The sequence below is a fragment of the Lactococcus sp. S64 genome (assembly GCF_016516525.1).
GTDB classification, from domain to species: Bacteria; Bacillota; Bacilli; order Lactobacillales; family Streptococcaceae; genus Lactococcus; species Lactococcus lactis.
In genome coordinates this window covers 1-21134 of the sequence record NZ_JACVUQ010000002.1, presented here as the reverse complement: position 1 = coordinate 21134, position 21134 = coordinate 1, and the positions used below count along the sequence as shown (strand labels likewise).

Sequence of the window (21134 nt, the reverse complement as noted above, 5' to 3'; positions counted from 1 at the left end):
AATGTATATTTATTTCGATAAGAGGTATAATATTTTTTGGAATTATTATTAGTAGGAGGCCAAGAGAAATGGCTAAGAAAAAAATCGTTATTGTAGGTGCTGGATTTGCTGGAGTTTCAGCCACACGCTTACTTGCAAAAAATTTGAAAAATGATGCAGAAATTACAGTTATAGATAAACATGATTTTCAAACTTCAATGACCCAACTTCATGAAGTTGCAGCGAGTCGTGTTGAGGCAGATGCTGTTCAATATCATTTGAATCGAACAATTGGAAAATTTAATAACGTTAAAGTGGTAAAAGAGTCACTTGTTGAACTTGATAAAGCTAACAAAAAAGTGATTACAGATAAAAATAGCTATGACTATGATTATTTAGTCGTTTCAATGGGTGGAGAACCCAATGATTTTGGTGTACCAGGTGTTAACGAATATGGCTTCACACTTTGGTCACTTGAAGATGCTTTGAAAATAAAAGCACATTTGAAAGAAATGGTTCAAGCAGCAGCTAAAGAAGCTGATTCAGAAAAACGCAAAAAATTGTTAACCTTTAGCGTGGCTGGTTCAGGATTCACTGGAATTGAAATGGCCGGAGAATTGATTGATTGGCGTAAAAAAGCATCTAAAAAATACGGCATTCCAGAATCTGAATTTACAATCAATATTGTTGAAATGATGCCAACAATTATGAATATTTTAGACCGTAGTTTAGCAGATAAAGCACTCGTTTACCTTCAAAATAAAAACATCAATGTCCTTGTAAATCATGGAATTACAGCTGTAGCACAAGATCATATCACTGTTAATGTTGGTGGGCGTGACGAGGAAAAAGTTGTTAAAGAAATTCCAGGAAATACCTTAATTTGGACAACAGGGGTACAAGGAAATACAGAAGCAGAAGCTTGTCAACTTTCCGAAACAGAACGTGGTCATCGTCTTCAAGCAAATGAATACATGGAAGCGATTGGCGAAGAAAATCATGGCATCTATGTTGCAGGAGATGTATCAGGTTATATTGTTCCCGAAAATGGTCGACCAACTCCTCAAATTGTAGAAGCAGCAGAACAAACAGGAAGCACGGCCGCTAAAAATATCATTGCAGATATTAAAGGTGGCGAAAAAACCAAATTTGTTGGAAATTATCGTGGAACACTGGTTTCTATTGGTTCAGGCTATGCGGTTGGGACAGTTGGAAAAACAAAATTAAGTGGTTTTTCAGCAACATTCATGAAACACATGGTTTATCTTGTTTATACCTTTGAAATTCGTTCTGGTCATTATTTCTTCAAATATATCAATGACCAACTTTTCCACAAAGGGGCAATTTAAGTTAAAATAAAATATAAATATAAAACTTTTCCATGAAAAAATTTGGAAAAGTTTTTCTTGTGTAACAGTTTACAAATTGCTCTAAAAAGGATATAATAGTGCCTGACGTTATTATTATATTACTAGTAGGAGAACCATTCTAAATGACTAAGAAACAAATCGTAGTCATCGGTGGTGGTGTTGCAGGAGTACATGCGACGCGTGAGCTTTCTAAAAAGCTCAAAGCAGATGCTGACATCACACTGATTGACAAACATAGTTACCACACAACCATGACTCAACTTCACGAAGTTGCAGCAGGACGTGTTCCATTCACAACTGTACAATATGATTTCCAAAAGCTTTTAGGAAAACGTAAAAACGTTAGTCTTGTCACTGACTCTGTCGTCAGTCTTGACAAAGAAAACAAACAAGTAATCACAAAACATGGTCGTTATAGCTATGATTATGTCATTGTTGCCCTTGGTGGCGAACCAAATGACTTTGGAGTTCCTGGTGTTAAAGAACACGGGTTTACACTTTGGTCACTTGAAGATGCAATGCGAATCAAACGTCATTTGGAAAAAATCGTCCAATATGCATCAACAGAAGTTGATGATGAAAAACGCCGTGCTCTTTTAACAATTTCAGTTGCCGGATCAGGATTTACTGGGATTGAAATGGCAGGTGAATTGATTGATTGGCGTAAAAAAGTTTCAACAGATTGGAAAATACCTGAAGAAGAAATCACAATCAACGTTGTTGAAATGATGCCAACAATCCTTAATACTTTAGACCGTAAACAAGCAGATAAAGCTCATGCATATCTTGAAAAGAAAAATGTTCACGTTTTAACAAATCACGGTATTGTTGAAGTAGCAAAAGATCATATCAAAGTGAATGTTGGTGGGCGTGACGAAGAAAAAGTTGCCAAAGAACTTCCAACTCACACATTAATCTGGACAACTGGTGTTCAAGGAAATACAGCTGCAAAAACAGACCTTAATGAAACAGAACGTGGACATCGTCTTCAAGCAAATGAATACATGGAAGCTGTTGGTTTTGAAGGAAAAGGGATTTACGTTGCTGGTGACGTTTCAGGATATATTGAACCAGATACTGGTCGTCCAACACCACAAATCGTTGAAGCTGCGGAACAAACAGCACACACAGCAGCGGCAAATATTCTTGCAGACATCAATGGTGGAAGCAAACATAAACATGAAAGTAAATACCAAGGAACAATGGTTTCAATTGGTTCAACTTGGGGAGTTGCCAAAATCGGTAGCATGCGTCTAACTGGTTTCTGGGCAATGTTGATGAAGAATATTGTTTACTTTATCTATACTTTACAAATTCGTTCAGCACATTATTTCTGGCGTTATGCCTTGGATGAAGTCTTCCGCGTAAAAGATAATCGTAACTTTATGCGTGGTCATACTTCACGTCAAGGAAATGTACTTTGGGCTGTTCCACTTCGTATTTTCTATGGTGTGGTTTGGTTTACCGAAGCAATTAAGAAAATTGTCGGTGATGGTCAATACTTCAACCCAACGACTTGGTTTGGTAAAGGATCTTGGTTTACAAATGACCTTAAATTCCCATTCTCATGGTTGCAAGAAGCACCAAAAGCAGCTGACGCAGCCGCAGGCGCTTCAACAGCTGCTTCATCAAGTTCTAGTGTAGCCGATGCAGCCGCAGGTGCTACAGGCGCAGCAACAACGGCCGCTTCAAGTGGTGGTGGCGAAGCTGCTCATAAAGCAACTGAATGGGGTCTCTCATACGCTTACGGTTCTGACCCAATGACTGTTTTTGACAAAGTGCCACATTGGATGGAACCTATCTTTAAGTTTATGATTCCAAATCGTGAAGTCGCATTGTTCATGCAAAAATTCATGTCAATTGTTGAAATCTTCCTTGCACTTGCCCTTATTTTTGGATTGTTCACTTGGATTGCAGCAGCAGCAACAGCCGCATTGACTGTTATGTTCTCACTTTCAGGAATGTTCTACTGGGTTAACATTTGGTTTATTCCAGTGGCAATTGCACTTATGAATGGTTCAGGTCGTTCATTTGGTTTAGATAAATGGGTTCAACCTTGGATTCAAAGATGGCTAACCAAAATATGGTATGGTCAATCGCGTTCAATTTACAAAGGACGTCAATAGAAAATAGCTCTGCGGAGCTATTTTTTTTTGCCTGAAAAAGCTTGAAAATTATGTTATGATATTTGAAGATAAAAGATAGTTTAAAAACTATCTTTGTAAGAACTGAGGTTTAAATGGATAATTTAAGATATAAAAGTGTCTTTGACATCATTGGTCCAGTGATGATTGGACCTTCAAGCTCGCACACAGCTGGTGCTGCTCGAATTGGTAAAATTGTACGTTCTATTTTCGGTGAACTTCCAGAAAAATTGGAGATTCATCTTTATGAATCTTTTGCTAAAACCTATCGGGGTCATGGAACAGATGTTGCTCTTGTTGCAGGTGTTTTAGGAATGGATACAGATGATGAACGTCTGCCAATGGCGCCTCAGCTTGCTTTTGAACAAGGAATGGAAATTTCTTATGTTCCACATCCAGAAGAAAAAGCAGAACATCCCAATACCGCACGTTTAATCGCCAAAAAAGGGGATCGAACAATGACCGTGACTGGAATTTCAATCGGTGGTGGAATGATTCAAGTGACAGAATTGAATGGATTTGATATCGCAATTTCGGCTGGTGTTCCGACATTTGTGGTCATTCATGAAGACGTTCCAGGGATGATTGCTAGAGTTTCTAGTGTCCTTTCAGAACATCAAATTAATATCGCACAAATGAATGTAACCAGAGAAGCTAAGGGTGAAAAAGCGATTATGATTTTAGAAGTTGATACACCAAATGTTAAGGAAGTAATTGAGGAAATGAAACTTATTCCTCGTTTGCACGCCGTTAATTTCTTTAATTAAAAGCAGTATAGGAATAAATATGTTTAAAAATATAGAAGAATTGATCGAGGATTCTAAAAATTATTCTTCGGTCACAGAGTTAATGATTGCCATTGAAATGGAACAAACTGGACGAAATCGTGGACAAATTTGGGAAATGATGGAACATAACCTAGAAACGATGCTTGATTCTGTTAAAAAGGGGCTTGCTGGTAAAAAATCACTTACAGGTCTTACTGGTGGCGATGCAAAATTGATGGATGATTATATTAAATCAGGCAAAGCACTTTCGGGTGAGCTCATCTTAGGAGCAGCTCGTGATGCGGTTGCCGTCAATGAAGTGAATGCACAAATGGGGCTCATTTGTGCGACACCAACTGCCGGATCAGCCGGCTGTTTGCCAGGTGTTTTAACTTCGGCTATTAAAACTTTAGACTTGAGTCATGAACAGCAAGTGGAATTTTTATTTGTAGCAGGAGCCTTTGGACTTGCGATTGCAAATAATGCAACGATTTCTGGAGCAGAGGGTGGTTGCCAAGCAGAGGTCGGTTCTGCTTCGGCAATGGCATCAGCTGCACTCGTTTTAGCTGCTGGTGGTTCTGCAGAACAAGCAGGCTATGCGATTGCTATTGTCTTGCAAAACATGTTAGGCTTAATTTGTGACCCTGTTGCTGGTTTGGTTGAAATCCCTTGTGTTCACCGTAATGCAATGGGGGCGTCACAAGCAATGATTTCAGCTGATATGGCTTTGGCTGGGGTTAAAACAGTGATTCCAGTTGACGAGGTGGTCAATACCATGTATAATGTGGGACGTTCTCTACCAGCTGCTTTTAGAGAAACAGCTGAGGGTGGCTTGGCCCAAACACCCACTGGACGTAAAATTATGGAAGAATTATTTGGTTAAGATTAAACTTAAAAATTCGAATGATAAAATTCGAATTTTATTTTTTTAGGTTGAATACTTGACTTTTAGTGTTTACACGTGTAAACTTATCTTATGAAAATGAATGGGGAAAGGAGAAAAAATGAACGAAGTAGAATTTAATGTATCAAATGCCGAATTAATCGTTATGCGTGTAATTTGGTCTCTGGGAGAAGCGCGAGTTGATGAAATTTATGCGCAAATCCCCCAAGAATTAGAATGGTCATTGGCCACTGTTAAGACTTTACTTGGTCGACTGGTAAAAAAAGAAATGCTTTCTACCGAAAAAGAAGGAAGAAAATTTGTTTATCGTCCATTGATGGAAGAATGTACGGCTATTAATTTAATGGCCGATGGTCTGATCCAAAAAGTTTGTGAAACGAAACATGTCAATGTTTTGCAAGAGATGATTGAAAAATCGACTTTGACGGCAAAGGATATTGAACTTTTGCAAGAATCACTTAATGCCAAAGAAGTGGTAGGACAAAAACATTGTAATTGCTTAGAAACAAGTGGACTTTGTGCTTGCAAACATGAACATGAGCAGATTTCTGCTTAAAAAGGAGAATATAAAATGAAAGAAACTTTAAAAATTGAGGGAATGACTTGTGACCACTGTGTAATGCATGTGACAAATGCTTTGGAAGCTATTGAGGGTGTTGAAAAAGCGAAAGTCTCTTTGAAAAAAAATGAAGCACTAGTTAAATTTTCTGCCCCAGCAGATATGGATAAAATGGCTGTTGCCGTTGCAGAGGCTGGTTATAAAGTAATTTAAAAAACACTTCGTTTGTGAATTGAATTTAAATTTGCTAGAATGAAATTGGTAAAGCAAACCCCAAATATTGTTTTACTAAATAATAACAGGTCATCTTCATTCCCCAAATGAAGATGATTTTTTCTTGACTTTTTTCGTTTACAGTTGTAAACTATATTTAGAGATAAAATATAGAAGAGGTAAAAATGCGGAGTCAATCATTTGTAATTACAGGAATGACCTGTGCAAATTGTGTAAATACAGTTTCAAAAACATTGAATCAGTCAGATAAAATTATGGAAGCAACGGTAAATTTGGCGACTGAGAAAGCCAAAATTGTTGCTGACGATAATATTTCTGACCAAGAAATTATTAACTTAGTGGAAAAAGCGGGTTATGGAGCCATTGTTAATGACAAAGCTCATCAGGAAAAAATTGCACGTCAAGCTGCAAAAAAAGCAAGAAATTTGGCTTTGTCTTTTTGGATTGCTTTAATTTTGACTTTACCTTTAGTAGTTGCAATGTTTGCTGATATCTTCGGAGTACATGCAAATTGGGTCATGTTTTTACATGAACCAATCGTACAATTGATTTTGGCAACTCCAGTACAATTCATTATTGGTTGGCGCTTTTATGTTGGCGCTTATCATGCTTTGCGAAATAAATCGGCAAATATGGATGTTTTAGTGGCTTTAGGAACTTCGGTTGCATACTTTTCGAGTTTGATTTTGGCTGTTTTTATGAGCCAAGCGAATGCTTTGAATTTTGAATCATCGATGGTAATTATCACTTTGGTGGTCATGGGTAAACTTTTAGAACATAATGCAAAAGAGAAAACAACGCAAGCAATTACTGGATTAATGTCTAGTCGAGCAACTTTTGTTCATACGGAATCGACTGATTTAGCGATTGAAGAAGTTCAAATGGGACAAGTGATTCGCATTTTGCCAGGAGAGAAAGTGCCTTTGGATGCGATGATTCTTTCTGGCAAAGCATCTTTTGATGAATCGATTTTGACAGGTGAAGCCTTACCTGTTGTAAAAATGGATGATGAAGTCATTTTTGAAGGAACAATTAATTTAGATGGTGAAGTTAAAGCGGTTGTTGTTCATGATTTAAATGATTCAACAATTTCAAGAATGGTTGAAATGATGAGTGAAGCACAAGGCTCAAAACCAAACATTCAAAAATTAGCTGACAAGATTTCAGGGATTTTTGTGCCAGTTGTGTTAGTTATTGCTCTGATAACTTTCATTGCGACTTGGGCTGTCAGCGGAATTTTACTGACAGCAATCATGCATTCAGTAGCTGTTTTGGTCATTGCTTGTCCTTGTGCGCTTGGTTTAGCTACACCAACTGCCATTATTTCTGGGACTGGTTTGGCTGCTAAAAATGGTTTGTTGATTAAAAATGCCAATGCTTTGGAACTTGCCGGATTAGTTAAAACAGTATTTTTTGATAAAACTGGGACAATTACAACAGGTGAATTTGAACTGACAGATTTTAAATTGCTGACAGAAAGTGAAAAAGTTACTGACAGCTTTAATTCTATTGAAGAAAAACTAGCAAGTGTTGAGTTTAAATTATTGGCTAGTCTAGAAGCTCACTCTAATCACCCCTTGGCTAAATCTCTTAGATTTCAAGGTGATTTATATGAACTGACAGATTTATCAGAACTTGCGGGACGTGGACTTTCTGCTAAAATTAATGGTCAGGAATATTTTGCGGGCAATGATAAATTAATGACAGACTTAAATCTGTCAGTCCCAGAAACAGATGATACGGTCATTTATTTGGCAAATAAAGAAAAATTATTAGCGATGGCTGTTTTTAGTTCAAGTCTCAAAGATGATGCGCTTAAGACAATTCAGACCTTGCAAAAACGTGGTCTAAAGACTGTTATGTTGACAGGAGATAATCAAAATTCGGCAGCAAAAATTCAAAAACTTGTTCATTTAGATGAAGTTAAAAGTGGTTTAAGACCTGAAGAAAAAGCAGAAATTGTGCAAAATAGCTCAAATTCAATGATGGTTGGTGATGGAATCAATGATGCTATTGCTTTAGCGTCAGCAACCGTCGGGCTGGCAATGGCAACTGGGTCAGATATAGCTATGGAAGCTGGTGATGTGACTGTTACTAGCGGTCAGCTTCATAAAATTTCCACTTTCTTTGAAGTAGCTAAAAAAACAATTTCCAAAATTAAGCAAAATTATTTTTGGGCTTTCGTTTATAATGTCATTGGCATTCCGCTTGCAGCTTTTGGATTACTCAATCCAATGCTCGCTGCAGCGGCAATGAGTTTATCATCAGTTTCTGTTATTTTGAATTCCTTACTTTTGACAAAAACAAAAATAAAAAACGTTGAATAATCAACGTTTTTTGTTTAGAATTTACTGACAGAATTTTTTAAAGACAATCTGCCTTATTTTTTATACAATTCTGGGTCAAGCAAGCCACCTTTTTTGAAATTGACTTCAAAATGTTTGGTCTTTAAAGAATAGGAAACAGGGATGCTGACAGCAACTAGGATTCCGAGCGTAAAGGGGATAATTGATTTAGCTTTCATTTTTTGTTCCTCCAGATTTTTTAGGTTTATTAGTAAAATAGTTGTAACCAATAAATAACAGAATTCCTAAAATAAAGCAAATGATTCCTTCTTTTAGTCCATTAGGGAAGAATTTTAGTTCAAGACGATGACTGCCAGCAGGAACGCTAACTTTCATAAAACCAGATTGAGCTTTACTGACAGCCACTTTTTTTCCATCAACTTTTGCTGACCAGCCTTTATCATAAGGGATTGTCAAGAAAATATCGCCCTTTTCTTTTTCTCTATAAGTCATGCGAACCCCGTTTTTAATCATTTCTGTTTTAGGACTACGAGATTGTAGAAGTGCCATTTCTTTTTGATAAGCTTCAGTGTCCAGACGCCAGAATGAAGTGGTATCAAAAGTAACTTGTGAATTTTCAGGAAATGCTAAGGTCACTTTTAGCTTAGTTTCCTTACTGAAACTTCCTAAATTCAAGAAGGAGCCAGTATCATTTGTGCCAACGTAATAACTATTGAGAGAACGTGTCATTTTTGGATTGGAAACATCAGAAATAGTAATCAATGTATTCTCAGCATTACTATTTAGATAAGTAATATTGGGAACAGATAAATAAATTTGACTATTTGCCGCCACGGTAATTCCGTAGGTGACTGAAACATCAGTAGCTGTAGAAGTTTTTGGCCGAGTCAGAGTAACAGAATTGCCAGCACCCGTGATTTTATCAGCAGTTTCTTCACTGGTCGTGTAAAATGGAGTAAAGAATGTAGTTTTCGATTTTGTCAAAGCGTTAACTAAAGCTGTTTGATTATTAATAAAGCTGCTAGCTTGAGCTTTATCAGTGAATTTAGCATCTTCAAATCCATTGGGAACGAAGACACCAAGACCCATCGCATTTGAGTTTTTGCTCAAATTACTGAGAGCATTGGAAACTGGTGAAAATCCAAATTTTGGAGGTTGAGCTTGGCTTATATTATATTTAATTCCAAAAATCGAATCCATCAGTAATGTATTCCCAGGATAACGTAAATTCAAATAAGTACTGTCAGTGTGAAAACCTAATTGACGCATGATTGAACTGGCGTTGCTGTTACGAACAGATGAAAATTGGGAAAGTGCATTAAAATTGTACTTCATGCCATCATTTGCTGTATCAGGAACAGTGTTATCCATTCTGGCAAAACCAGAACCAGTAAGTTCATTCACCTTATTGGCGATCGGTTCTATAGAATTCACTTGGGTATTATAGTAATCACGACTAGCAAAATTCCACTCTTTTTGTATTCCTTGAACCTGATAAAGGGCATTAACACCAGCTTCAACAGTCATGAAAACAAAGAGAATAATGACAAATAGATGAGCTGAAATCCATTTCCTAACAGAATTAATAGACAAGATTAAATAAGCAAGACCAAACAAGAAAGTCAACATAACTTGAGAAGTCATTACATATTTATAGTGTCCAAAAATTAAAGTAGCAAGAAAACCTGTAATTAGAAAAAGACTAATAGTCAAAATATGCCAAGTCTTTATTTCCTCCCAGCGAGATAGAGTTTCCAAAGCCATTAAAACAAGAAGCAAACTAAATAAGAAAGCATAGCGGTGCAAGAACATATTTGGTGAATGCATCCCTTGCCATAGTAAATCTAAAGCTTGAAGATAAAATGAAGCAACAAAGAAAGCAATGATTCCTAGAAAGGCAAATTTACTTCTGAGACGAATACTTTTAGTGAAAAAGAAGAGAATAGCCAAAGCTAAAGGCATCATTCCAACATAAATCATTGGAATGGCATTGAATTGAGTAGTATCATAAGTGCCAACAAAATTCTTAGCGAAAAGGTCAAAAAGATGAGAATTTTCTGTAAAGACACCTGACAAAGTTGAAAGAGCATCGGAATTATTAGACTTCAAATCAAGATACATGGGTAAGAGCATGATTAGGCTGGACAGACCAGCTAAAGCAGAAGAAACCACAAAATCAAGCACTTTTGTCCAAGACCATTTTTCGTAAGTCATCCGTGCCAAGAAATAGAGCACTAAGAAAATAGCCACCATAAAGCCAAAATAATAATTTTGGATAAATAGAATCAATAAACTAACGAAATAAAGCCAGCGTTTTCGTTCATCCATTAAGCGATGAAGTCCCCAAATAATTAGAGGCAAGAGAATGAAAACATCTAACCACATCGTAATTTCAAGCTGTGAGGTCAAAAAACTCATCAGTGCAAAAGCTGTACTTATTGACAAAACAATCAATTTAGAAAGCTTTTGATACATGTTTTTGAAACTGACAAATGCTGATAGACCAATCAAGCCAAATTTTAGTATGGTCAGTAAATATAGAGCATCAGGCATTGATTTTACATCAAAGAAAAATGTAAGTGGCATGAGAAAACTTCCCATGTAGTAAGCCGAAAAAGCATAAAGATTGAGGCCGAGACCACTGGTAAAAGTATATAAGAAACCAGAAGAACCGCCCGAATGTAAAATATTACGATAGAGAGAATGAATGGCGACATACTGATGATATGCATCCCCAGCCAAAATTGACCGTGAACTCCCCCAATAAATCCCAGTCATTGCAAGAACGATAACCATTAATAATAATGGAATAAAAAAACTTGCAAGAAGTGCCCATTTATTTTTCTTGATAAATTTCATATTTCTATTATACCAAAGATACAAAAATCAAACTTATATTAAGTGTATTAAAAAAATACTGACAAACCTGTCAGTACTTTTTATCTAAACGATTTCTAATCTCGTCAGCAATTTCTTCTAATGCTTCAATTCCATTGACTTGCGGGATTTTATAACCAATAAAATAAGGAGAAGTAATAAAGCGAGGAACAATTTTACAAATATATTTATCATCGAAATGATGGAAAAAGAGATTATAAGAATCACAACGCCCATTCATATAGTCTGTCATTAAATAAGAGGTAATCCCGTGAACATTGTCAGCCAATTTTTCAACATTTTCAAGTTCAGAAATAATAACATTAAATTCCACAAAGCCCATAATAGGTCGAGTAGACAAAGTGACAGTCAGACCATTCTTTCTGATTTCGACTCCTTCAAAATTTTCTTTTGCAATTTGAGCATAACCGTCAGTTTCTTCTAAGCCAACGACTTGCAAATGAGGGTGGCGCAATGTTCCGCCAGAGCGAGGACCAAAATTTTTGAACATCAAAACGGATTGATATTTGCCAGATTGAATCATTTCATCCCAACATTCAAAAGCAAAAGAAAAAACCTCACGATTTTCTTCCACACCATAAGTAGAAATATCACCTAGATGTTCATCAGACTCAATAATCACAGTCATCATTGAATTTTTAAGTGTTGGAAATTTATTTTTTAACCAAATTTTATGGTCAGAAGTTTTTAAAATACCTGTCAGATTTTCCACATCACAAAAAGGACAAAGAACTTCCTTAGGTACAACTGTTTCATTACGTTTTTTTGTTCCAATAGCTGTATTGAAAACTAAAGGATTTTCACTATGTTTAATCATTATGACATTATACCACTTTTTTTGACTACTTTTTTTATTCAAAGGCTAGTTTTTACTTAGGCAATGTGTTATAATATTCCAGTTACCTATTAATGTTCAGCCTTCAACTGCAACATTTACAAAAGTCAGCCTTCAACTGATATTTTGTCTAACTTGAAAAGAAAAAATTTACTGACGAAATCGTCTAGTTTTTTTCGTCAGCAATTTTATTTCTTTTCAAAATCAAAATAGAAAGAGATGGTGAAAAATTAATGGATAACACAAATACTCAACTTATGTCTGGTAAGAGTCCAGCACAAACACGTGTCGTTGTCGGAATGTCCGGTGGTGTCGATAGCTCAGTCACAGCTTTGCTTCTTAAAGAACAAGGTTATGATGTTATTGGTGTCTTCATGAAAAACTGGGATGATACCGACGAAAATGGTGTCTGTACAGCCACTGAAGACTACAAAGATGTAGCTGCAGTAGCTGATCAAATTGGCGTTCCTTATTACTCAGTCAATTTTGAAAAAGAATACTGGGACCGTGTTTTTGAATACTTCCTCGCTGAATATCGCGCTGGACGTACCCCAAATCCTGATGTCATGTGTAATAAGGAAATTAAATTTAAAGCTTTCCTAGATTATGCTATGGAATTAGGAGCAGACTACGTCGCAACAGGTCATTATGCCCAAGTTCGTACAGATGAAAATGGTATCGTTCATATGTTACGTGGTGCGGACAACAACAAAGACCAAACTTATTTCTTAAGTCAATTGACCCAAGAACAACTCAAGAAAACAATGTTCCCATTGGGACATTTGGAAAAGCCTGAAGTACGTAAGATTGCTGAAAAAGCAGGACTTGCAACTGCTAAGAAGAAAGATTCAACAGGAATCTGCTTCATTGGTGAAAAGAATTTCAAAAAGTTCCTTGGAGAATATTTACCAGCTCAACCAGGTAAAATGATGACACTTGACGGTATCGAAATGGGAAATCACGCCGGTTTGATGTATTATACAATCGGTCAACGTGGTGGTCTTGGTATCGGTGGACAACACGGTCAATTAACAAGTGACCCATGGTTTGTTGTTGGTAAAGACTTAACTACTAATACCCTTTATGTTGGACAAGGTTTCCATCATGAACACCTTTATTCAACAAGTCTTGACGCAAGCGATTTGAGCTTTACCAGAGAAATGCCAGAAACTTTTGACCTTCACTGTACAGCAAAATTCCGTTATCGCCAAGAAGATACAGGAGTAACTATTCACGTTAATGGTGATAAAGTAACCGTTGATTTCGACGAACCTGTTCGAGCAATTACTCCCGGACAAGCTGTTGTTTTCTATGATGGAGAAGAATGTCTTGGTGGTGCGATGATTGACGTAGCCTACAAAGCACAAAAAGTAATGCAATATCAATAAAATATTGACCTGTCAAAGTTTTGACAGGTTTTTTTGAACAAAAAAAGAAACGGTTTTCATAACTTGTCGATAATATTTCTGTACATAATAAAATACTTATAACTTTTTTAATATAAATCGAGAAAAAAGCTTTCCCTAAGCGATTTTTTATGGTATAATGTTTTGTAAGGCTGTGTACCAGCCAAATTGTTGGAGGAATTTTTTTTACAAATGAACGAATTTGAAACATTATTAAACAGCGTTGAAGACGTTAAAGTACGTGACGTCGTTAAGGGTGAAATCCTTTCAGTTGAAAACGGGCAAGCAACTGTTGCCATCGTAGGAACTGGTGTTGAGGGTGTCCTTACACTTCGCGAAATCACTAACGATAAAGATGCTGATATCAATACATTCGTTAAACCTGGAGATGTTCTTGATTTGCTTGTTATCAAACAAATCGTTGGTAAAGAAGCCGAAGGTGCAAACGTATATCTCCTTTCATTGAAACGTCTTGAAGCTCGTAAAGCTTGGACTCAATTGGAAGGCAAAGAAGGCGAAATCGTAACAGTTAAAGTTACTAAAGACGTTAAAGGCGGACTTTCAGTAGACTATAACGGTGTTCGTGGATTTATCCCTGCATCTATGATTGACACTTACTTTGTTAAAGATACTAAGAAATTTGTTGGCGAAGAAATCGAAGCTAAAATTATCGAAGTTAACGCTTCAGAAAACCGCTTCATCCTTAGCCGTCGTGCAGTTGTTGAAGCTGAAGCAATCGAAATGCGTAAAGAAGCTTTTGCACAACTTCAAGAAGGCGATATCGTTGAAGGTACAGTTTCACGCGTAACTAACTTCGGAGCATTCGTTGACCTTGGTGGTATTGACGGATTGGTTCACGTTTCTGAACTTTCACATAGCCGTATCAAACGTCCATCAGACGCAGTAAAACCTGGCGATGTTGTTAACGTTAAGATTTTGAAACTCGACCCAGAAGCTGGACGTCTTTCACTTTCACTTAAAGCTACACAACCTGGACCATGGGAACAAGTTGAAGAAAAAGCACCAGTTGGATCAACTGTTGAAGGAACTGTTAAACGTTTGACAGACTTCGGTGCCTTTGTTGAACTTTATCCAGGTGTTGAAGGACTTGTTCACGTTTCACAAATTTCATGGGAACGTGTTGAAAATCCAAAAGATGTTCTTAAAGTTGGTCAAGTTGTGAACGTAAAAGTTCTTGACGTGAAACCTGCTGAAGAACGTATCTCACTTTCAATCAAAGCGCTTGAAGAAGCTCCAGCTCGTCCAGCTCGTAACAACGACAACGACGGTGAAAAACGTGATCGCAAACCACGCGCACCACGTAAAGCAGCTAAACCTTCATACGATTTGCCTGAAACACAAGAAGGCTTCTCACTTGCTGATTTCCTCGGTGAAGACTTCGATATTAACGATTTGTAAGAAAAATTCAAAAATATCCTCTAAAAGACCCGCTGGGTCTTTTTTTGTACATAAAGGCAGTCAAATCGACTTTGAATTGTCTGAAATATTTGCTATAATTTAATTGTTTAATAGTTAAGGATTATTTGTTTATTAAAAAGAGAGGGAAAAATGGAAGAAGGACAAGCGCATATTCAATTAAAGAAGACTGATGCTAGACTTGATGCAATTATTGTAGGTGATCCAGCTCGAATAGATCAGGTCGCAAAATTTTTGACCGATGTAAAAAATTTAAAATACAATCGAGAATTTCGCTCAATCTGTGGAACTTATAAAGGTAAGGAACTATTAGTTTTGTCAACAGGTGTAGGTGCACCGTCAGCTGCTATTGCGATTGAAGAGCTTCATAATATTGGAGTTAAGAGAATTATCAGAGTAGGTTCTGCGGGTGCTTTGCAGTTAGGGATCGATTTAGGAAGTCCAATTATTGGAGAAGGAGCAGTACGAGATGACGGTTTGACAAAAATGTATGTACCCGAACAATATCCAGCAGTTCCATCTACTGATTTGTTAAATAAAGCAAAAGAAATTGCTTCTGATGGTTTTTATGGAATTATTCGTTCTCATGATGGTTTTTATATGGATAATCATGAAGAAACTCAAGCATATTGGTCTAAATTTGGAATTGTGGGCGAAGATATGGAATCTGGTGCATTGTTTACAGTCGGACGTTTACGAGGAATAGAAACTTTATCCATTTTGAATAATGTTGTTGCTTACGGAGGAGATTTACAAGCGGGAGTCAATGATTTAGTTTCAGGAAATGATAAAGTTAATAAAGGTGAGCTTCGGACAATTGAGATTGCTCTAGAAATTTTAAATCGCTAATATAAATATTACTTGTAAATTGATTAAAGTTGAAAAATAGAACTGAAATTACCATCATATTTTAAATTAATAAAGCGGTAAGCGTTATTCTTGACTGCTTTTAAGCGTTAGGATAAAAAGGAGAAAAAATGACAAAAGATTCTTGGCTTTTTAAGCAACTTTTTGCAAATTGGAAGAAATTTGAAATCACATATATCTTAATTTTATTGTTCTTACAAGTGATTGTATATATCATTGCCCCTGATTCTTTCATTGGAATGATATCTGGTGTATTTGGTGTACTTTGTCTCATTTATGGGATGAAAGGCCGTAAAATTAATTTTGCATTTGGTTTAGTTCAGACCTTAGCGATGACTTTAATTGCTTATCAGACTCACTCATGGATGAGTTTTGTTATGGGAATTTTTTATGTCTTATCTCAACCTGTGGGGTGGTTTTTTTGGGGACAGGATGATGCTATCCATGAATTTAGACCAAAAACTCGTCGTCTAATTTTTCTAGGTGCTTTTATTGCTTGGTTGGTCGTTTGGGGCATAGATGCCCTATTAAATGGGCAACTTCCTTATTTTGATGCTCTAAATTTAATTATTCCACTCATTGCACAAGTATTGTATATTTTGAAATATAAAGAAAATTGGTCGCTGTGGATTGTGGTTAACACGGCAGCAGTAATTTATTGGACAATTTTAACGGTACAATTTATTATGGGAGTAAACACCCAAGGGCAGTTAGGAATGTATTTATCGCAGGTTGCCTTACAAGGAGCCCTGCTCTTCAATGCAATCTACGCTAATCGAGTTTGGGCAAGTGGTGAAGCTGATAATGAAGGCGGAACTAAATAACAAGTGAAAATGACTCAAGTAAATGGGTCATTTTTTGTTTTATAAACGTCCAAAAGAAGAGCAGCTCCTACATTTTTTTGCTATAATAAACAATATGAATCAAACGATAAAAGCAAAGTTAGAACTATTACCAGATAGTCCTGGCTGTTATTTACATAAAGATAAAAATGGGACAGTTATTTATGTCGGAAAGGCAAAGAATCTTAAAAATCGAGTGCGCTCTTATTTTCATGGTTCTCATAATACCAAGACAGAATTACTAGTTTCTGAAATTGAAGATTTGGAATGGATTGTTGTAGGTTCAAATATTGAATCTTTAGTTTTGGAAATCAATCTCATTCAACGTTATAAGCCTAAATATAATATTATGCTTAAGGATGATAAATATTATCCTTTCCTAAAAATAACAAATGAAAAATATCCTCGTTTGTTGGTCGTCCGTAAAGTTCAAAAAGATGGTGCGACTTATTTTGGACCTTATCCAGATGTCAAAGCTGCCAATGAAGTTAAACGCCTTTTAGACCGAATTTTTCCATTTAGAAAATGTGGCTTACACGAGAAAAAAGTATGTTTCTATTTTCATATTCATCAGTGCTTATGTCCAGTAGTTAATCATGTTGATCCTCAAGTTTATAAGGATATGACTCAAGAAGTGAAGGAATTTCTGACAGGTTCTGATAAAAAAATTGTTAAAGAACTTGAAGCAAAAATGATGATTTCTTCTGATAATATGGAATTTGAGCAAGCTGCTGAGTATCGGGATGTGATTAAGGCAATTGGAACTTTAAGAACAAAACAACGGGTGATGAATCAAGATTTGAAAGACCGCGATGTTTTTGGATATTATGTTGATAAAGGCTGGATGTGTGTCCAAGTATTTTTTGTGCGCCAAGGAAAATTGATTCAGCGTGATGTGAATATGTTTCCTTACTATAATGATGCTGAAGAGGATTTTTTAACTTACATTGGACAATTCTATCAAGATAATAATCATATGATGCCAAGGGAAATTTTTATTCCGCAAGACATCGATAAGGAATCTGTGGAAGCAGTAGTTGCAGCTAGCCAAGAGGGAAATTTATTAACTAAAGCTCAAGCTAAAGAAGTGGATGCAAAAGTTTTTACGGCCAAGACGCTTAAATTTTCTGATCAAAAAGATGTTGAGCAATCAATTGTTAAACTTGATAAAGAATTATCAGCCGAAAAACGTTTATCATCACTTTTAGCTAAAACACAGATTGTTCAACCAAGCCGTGGTGAGAAAAAACAATTGGTTAATATGGCAACTAAGAATGCTCAAAGTCAATTACAATTGAAATTTGATGTGGCTGAACGTGATATTTTGAAAACGACTAAAGCAGTTGAAAACTTGGGTAAAATTTTGGGAATACCAAAACCTGTAAGAATTGAATCTTTTGATAATTCAAATATTATGGGGACTTCACCAGTATCTGCAATGGTTGTTTTTATTGATGGAAAACCTTCAAAAAAAGATTATCGGAAATATAAAATTAAAACAGTGGTTGGTGCGGATGACTATGCTTCAATGCGCGAGGTGATGACGAGACGTTATTCGCGAGCTTTAAAAGAAGAAACGGCTCTTCCTGATTTGATTGCAATGGATGGTGGAGCTGGTCAAGTTAACATTGCCAAGCAAGTTTTAAAAGAGCTTGGGCTATCGATTCCGGTTGCTGGGATGCAAAAAAATGATAAGCACCAAACGTCAGAATTACTTTTTGGTGACCCTTTAGACGTGGTTCCCTTGTCAAGACAATCTCAAGAATTCTTTTTGCTGACCAGAATTCAAGATGAGGTTCACCGTTTTGCGATTACATTCCATAGACAACTACGTGGTAAAAATACATTTTCAAGTAAATTGGACGGTATTGTTGGACTTGGTCCAAAACGAAAACAAAAGTTACTGACAACTTTCAAAAATTTGAAAGCAATTGAAGAGGCAAGTGTACAAGAAGTGGCAGAAGCTGGCATTCCTTATGAAGTAGCAGAACGTGTGAAAACAACTTTGTCTGGACCAATTCAAGAAAATGAAAATTGGGAATCACTCAAGGATAATGTTCCTCTTTTAGAAGGTAAAAAATAAAGTAATCAAAAGAATTGTCAGTAAATCTGTCAGTTCTTTTGATTCTTGAAAAAACATAAAAATTACTGACAGAAATTCTGTCAGTAAAATAAAGTAGTTATTGCAAGTCTGTCAGTAAATATTTACTGACAAACTAGGAATTAAGAAAGTAATTGGAGAATCGATGGACTGGTCTAAGAATCAAATAAAGGAATTTCAGCAAGATTTACTTTCTTGGTATGATGATAATAAAAAGCCACTCCCTTGGCGAAAAACAACTGAACCTTACAAAATATGGATTTCAGAAATCATGTCCCAACAAACACAGGTTGAAACTGTCATGCCATATTATGAACGTTTCATGAAAAAATATCCGACGATTGAAACTTTAGCTCAAGCTGATGATGCTGAACTGCTAAAACTTTGGGAAGGCTTGGGCTATTATTCTCGCGCTCGTAATCTAAAAATCGCAGCGCAAGAAGTTGTTGATAAATATGATGGAAAATTTCCTGACAATCTAGCCGATATATTATCATTAAAAGGAATTGGACCTTATACAGCCGCTGCAATTGCCTCAATTTCTTTTGGACTCGCTGAGCCAGCAATTGATGGAAATCTAATGCGCGTGACCAGCAGGCTGTTTGAATTAGATTGTGATATTTCTAAAAGTAGTTCAAGGAAAATTTTTGATGGCTACCTAAGAAAGCTCATCAGTAAAAAAAGACCAGGTGATTTCAATCAGGCGCTGATGGATTTAGGTTCTTTAGTTTGTAGCCCAAAGAGTCCAAAATGTGAAGCTTGTCCCTTACTAAACTATTGTGCAGCAGCAGCGTCAGGAAAACAATTAAATTATCCAGTAAAAACAAAAAAGATAAAACAAAAAGATTTGTATTTTACAGCCTTTGCCTTAGAAAATTCATTAGGAGAATATTATTTAGAAAAGCGTCCATCAAAAGGTTTGTTAGCAGACATGTGGACATTTCCACTGACAGAATTACCAGCAGCAGATTTTGAAAAAATGATTACTGACGGCTCTGTCAGTAAAAATATTGTCATTCCAGAACTTCCGGAAAGTATTTCAAAAATGGAATATATAGCTAATTTTACTCACATTTTTTCTCATCAAAAATGGCATTTGGCAATCATTAAATTAAAACCAGAAGAGACCTTTGAAGTTGCTGATGAATTATTATCAGAAGACAAAATGTGGGTTCATTTTGATTCAAAAGTACTGACAGAAAATGGCCAACCAAAAGTAAGTCGTTCACAAATTCCACTTGCTGGGCCACAAGTGAAGATGTTTGAGATTTTAGATATAAAATAGAATACTGGTACAAGTATTCTATTTTATATGCGAATAGGGATAATTTATTCTACAAACAATGGTTAAAGAGAGTAACTTTGAGAAGAGAGAAGAAAAAAATAAAAACGGAGATTTGGTTGAGAAAAAATTATAATTCAATAGGTGAAAACATAAAAAATGGTCTTCTTTTGAAGACCAAAAATATTCGAATTGGAACACCTTACCTGAAATAAAAACTATTACCAGAAGCAGAGCTTTGGAGATGCATATTAGATATTTGATCCAAATGGTGACATTGAAAAATTTCTTCCTTTTCAAAATCAACAATTAGTATAGTATATTGATGATAGGTTATCTAAAAAATCATGCTAGTGACAATCTTTCATAGATATTAATGAACTGCTTGATTTCCATCTGTGTAACCAATAGCTGCGCTTTCAGGAAGAGAGGTGAAATAATCTGTAGACGTTAGGGCTCCTTTGAAGTTGTAAGAATTCCCTGTTGCGTTTGAGATTTGTTGGGTATAATCATAATCTTCTCCTAAGTTCATACTATCTAATATTTTTCCGAAATTTATCTGAACTCTAAAAGTCGTAACTTCCCCTTTCGAAATAATAGCAGAGGTGGGGAGCTTAAAATTTACTTGTCCGCTGTGTGTAGTATCAATGTCTTGCATAGAGATATTTTTATAATCTGTTTGCCCAGGAAGTTTATAAGAAGCTGTAATTGCCTCTTTTATTGCCTCTCCGTGATCTATTTTAGAAATATTATTAAACTCTATTGGGAGCTTTAAATTAAAATACTTAGCTGTTGTTTCATCCAGATCAGTTAAACTTGTAGAATTATAATTAAAAACAATTTTTCCCGTATTAAATCCAATAGAATTAAGTGAAAAGTCATATGGGTCAAGAAGTATAGGAGAATTAAATTCTCCTTTATCTAATATAACTATTTCAGAATCATTATTTTTATTTTTTACTAGCGAAGAACTTGTTTCTCCAGAAAAAGTGTTTGCTTGGACTAAAGGTGAAAGTGCCAGAGGACATATTGAACTTAGTGCTAGAGTGGAGGCTGTTAAGAGTATAATTTTTTTCATAGAGTAAAACTCTCCTTCTTATTTTAATAAAACTATTATAATATATTTATTTTCATTTTGCGAACGATTTCATTCATAATTGAATGGCTTAATATTTTACAAGTGGTGGATAATAAAATAATTAT

Annotated in this window: 15 protein-coding genes and 2 pseudogenes; 13 read left to right on the top strand and 4 right to left on the bottom strand. The window is 35.8% G+C overall.

Going from position 1 to position 21134, the window contains the following annotated elements:
- Positions 1-68: 68 nt before the first annotated feature.
- From IAE51_RS02550 to IAE51_RS02520, 7 genes and pseudogenes are all read left to right on the top strand, one after another.
- A pseudogene (locus IAE51_RS02550) lies at positions 69-1310 on the top strand (NAD(P)/FAD-dependent oxidoreductase); the annotation flags it as partial.
- 161 nt (positions 1311-1471) lie between these two features.
- Positions 1472-3475, top strand: coding sequence for an NAD(P)/FAD-dependent oxidoreductase (locus IAE51_RS02545; protein WP_015426135.1), 2004 nt, complete (start codon positions 1472-1474; stop codon positions 3473-3475).
- A 113-nt stretch (positions 3476-3588) separates the two neighbouring features.
- Positions 3589-4260: an L-serine ammonia-lyase, iron-sulfur-dependent subunit beta gene (sdaAB, locus tag IAE51_RS02540; protein WP_012897487.1), complete on the top strand. Its 672-nt coding sequence runs from the start codon at positions 3589-3591 to the stop codon at positions 4258-4260.
- Between the two features lie 19 nt (positions 4261-4279).
- Positions 4280-5143: an L-serine ammonia-lyase, iron-sulfur-dependent, subunit alpha gene (gene sdaAA, locus IAE51_RS02535; RefSeq protein ID WP_200094673.1), complete on the top strand. Its 864-nt coding sequence runs from the start codon at positions 4280-4282 to the stop codon at positions 5141-5143.
- 121 nt (positions 5144-5264) lie between these two features.
- Positions 5265-5720 (top strand): CopY/TcrY family copper transport repressor, encoded by a 456-nt coding sequence (locus tag IAE51_RS02530; protein WP_003132584.1) that lies wholly within the window; start codon positions 5265-5267, stop codon positions 5718-5720.
- Between the two features lie 15 nt (positions 5721-5735).
- Complete coding sequence (locus tag IAE51_RS02525; protein WP_021722979.1) at positions 5736-5936, top strand: heavy-metal-associated domain-containing protein; 201 nt, start codon at positions 5736-5738, stop codon at positions 5934-5936.
- Positions 5937-6121: 185 nt separating this feature from the next.
- Positions 6122-8284: a heavy metal translocating P-type ATPase gene (locus tag IAE51_RS02520; protein WP_200094672.1), complete on the top strand. Its 2163-nt coding sequence runs from the start codon at positions 6122-6124 to the stop codon at positions 8282-8284.
- A gap of 53 nt (positions 8285-8337) precedes the next feature.
- Here IAE51_RS02520 and IAE51_RS02515 read toward each other — a convergent pair whose 3' ends face one another.
- The 3 genes from IAE51_RS02515 to IAE51_RS02505 form a co-directional block, all read right to left on the bottom strand.
- Positions 8338-8481, bottom strand: coding sequence for a hypothetical protein (locus tag IAE51_RS02515; protein ID WP_003132587.1), 144 nt, complete (start codon positions 8479-8481; stop codon positions 8338-8340).
- A complete protein-coding gene (locus IAE51_RS02510; RefSeq protein WP_014570486.1) occupies positions 8471-11122 on the bottom strand; it encodes a YfhO family protein in 2652 nt (883 codons plus the stop codon). Before IAE51_RS02510 ends, IAE51_RS02515 begins: the two co-directional genes overlap by 11 nt.
- Positions 11123-11192: 70 nt before the next feature.
- Positions 11193-11978, bottom strand: a complete 786-nt coding sequence (locus IAE51_RS02505) for a DUF4931 domain-containing protein (protein WP_029343656.1) — start codon at positions 11976-11978, stop codon at positions 11193-11195.
- A gap of 275 nt (positions 11979-12253) precedes the next feature.
- On the opposite strand from IAE51_RS02505, the gene mnmA reads away from it, so the two are divergent.
- The 6 genes and pseudogenes from mnmA (at position 12254) to mutY (ending at position 19934) form a co-directional block, all read left to right on the top strand.
- Positions 12254-13384: a tRNA 2-thiouridine(34) synthase MnmA gene (gene mnmA / locus IAE51_RS02500; protein WP_003132592.1), complete on the top strand. Its 1131-nt coding sequence runs from the start codon at positions 12254-12256 to the stop codon at positions 13382-13384.
- Between the two features lie 210 nt (positions 13385-13594).
- Positions 13595-14821: a 30S ribosomal protein S1 gene (gene rpsA / locus IAE51_RS02495; RefSeq protein ID WP_003132594.1), complete on the top strand. Its 1227-nt coding sequence runs from the start codon at positions 13595-13597 to the stop codon at positions 14819-14821.
- A gap of 150 nt (positions 14822-14971) precedes the next feature.
- Positions 14972-15688 (top strand): nucleoside phosphorylase, encoded by a 717-nt coding sequence (locus IAE51_RS02490; RefSeq protein WP_064973681.1) that lies wholly within the window; start codon positions 14972-14974, stop codon positions 15686-15688.
- A gap of 128 nt (positions 15689-15816) precedes the next feature.
- Positions 15817-16530, top strand: coding sequence for a nicotinamide riboside transporter PnuC (pnuC, locus tag IAE51_RS02485; protein WP_012897492.1), 714 nt, complete (start codon positions 15817-15819; stop codon positions 16528-16530).
- Positions 16531-16624: 94 nt separating this feature from the next.
- Positions 16625-18559, top strand: a pseudogene (uvrC, locus tag IAE51_RS02480) (excinuclease ABC subunit UvrC); the annotation flags it as partial.
- A 235-nt stretch (positions 18560-18794) separates the two neighbouring features.
- Positions 18795-19934 carry an A/G-specific adenine glycosylase gene (gene mutY, locus IAE51_RS02475; protein WP_200094671.1) on the top strand — a complete coding sequence of 380 codons (1140 nt, stop codon included), beginning with the start codon at positions 18795-18797 and terminating at the stop codon, positions 19932-19934.
- 370 nt (positions 19935-20304) lie between these two features.
- Here the strand turns inward: mutY and IAE51_RS02470 are convergent, their stop codons facing one another.
- Positions 20305-21009: a hypothetical protein gene (locus IAE51_RS02470; RefSeq protein WP_058212106.1), complete on the bottom strand. Its 705-nt coding sequence runs from the start codon at positions 21007-21009 to the stop codon at positions 20305-20307.
- Positions 21010-21134: the final 125 nt, after the last annotated feature.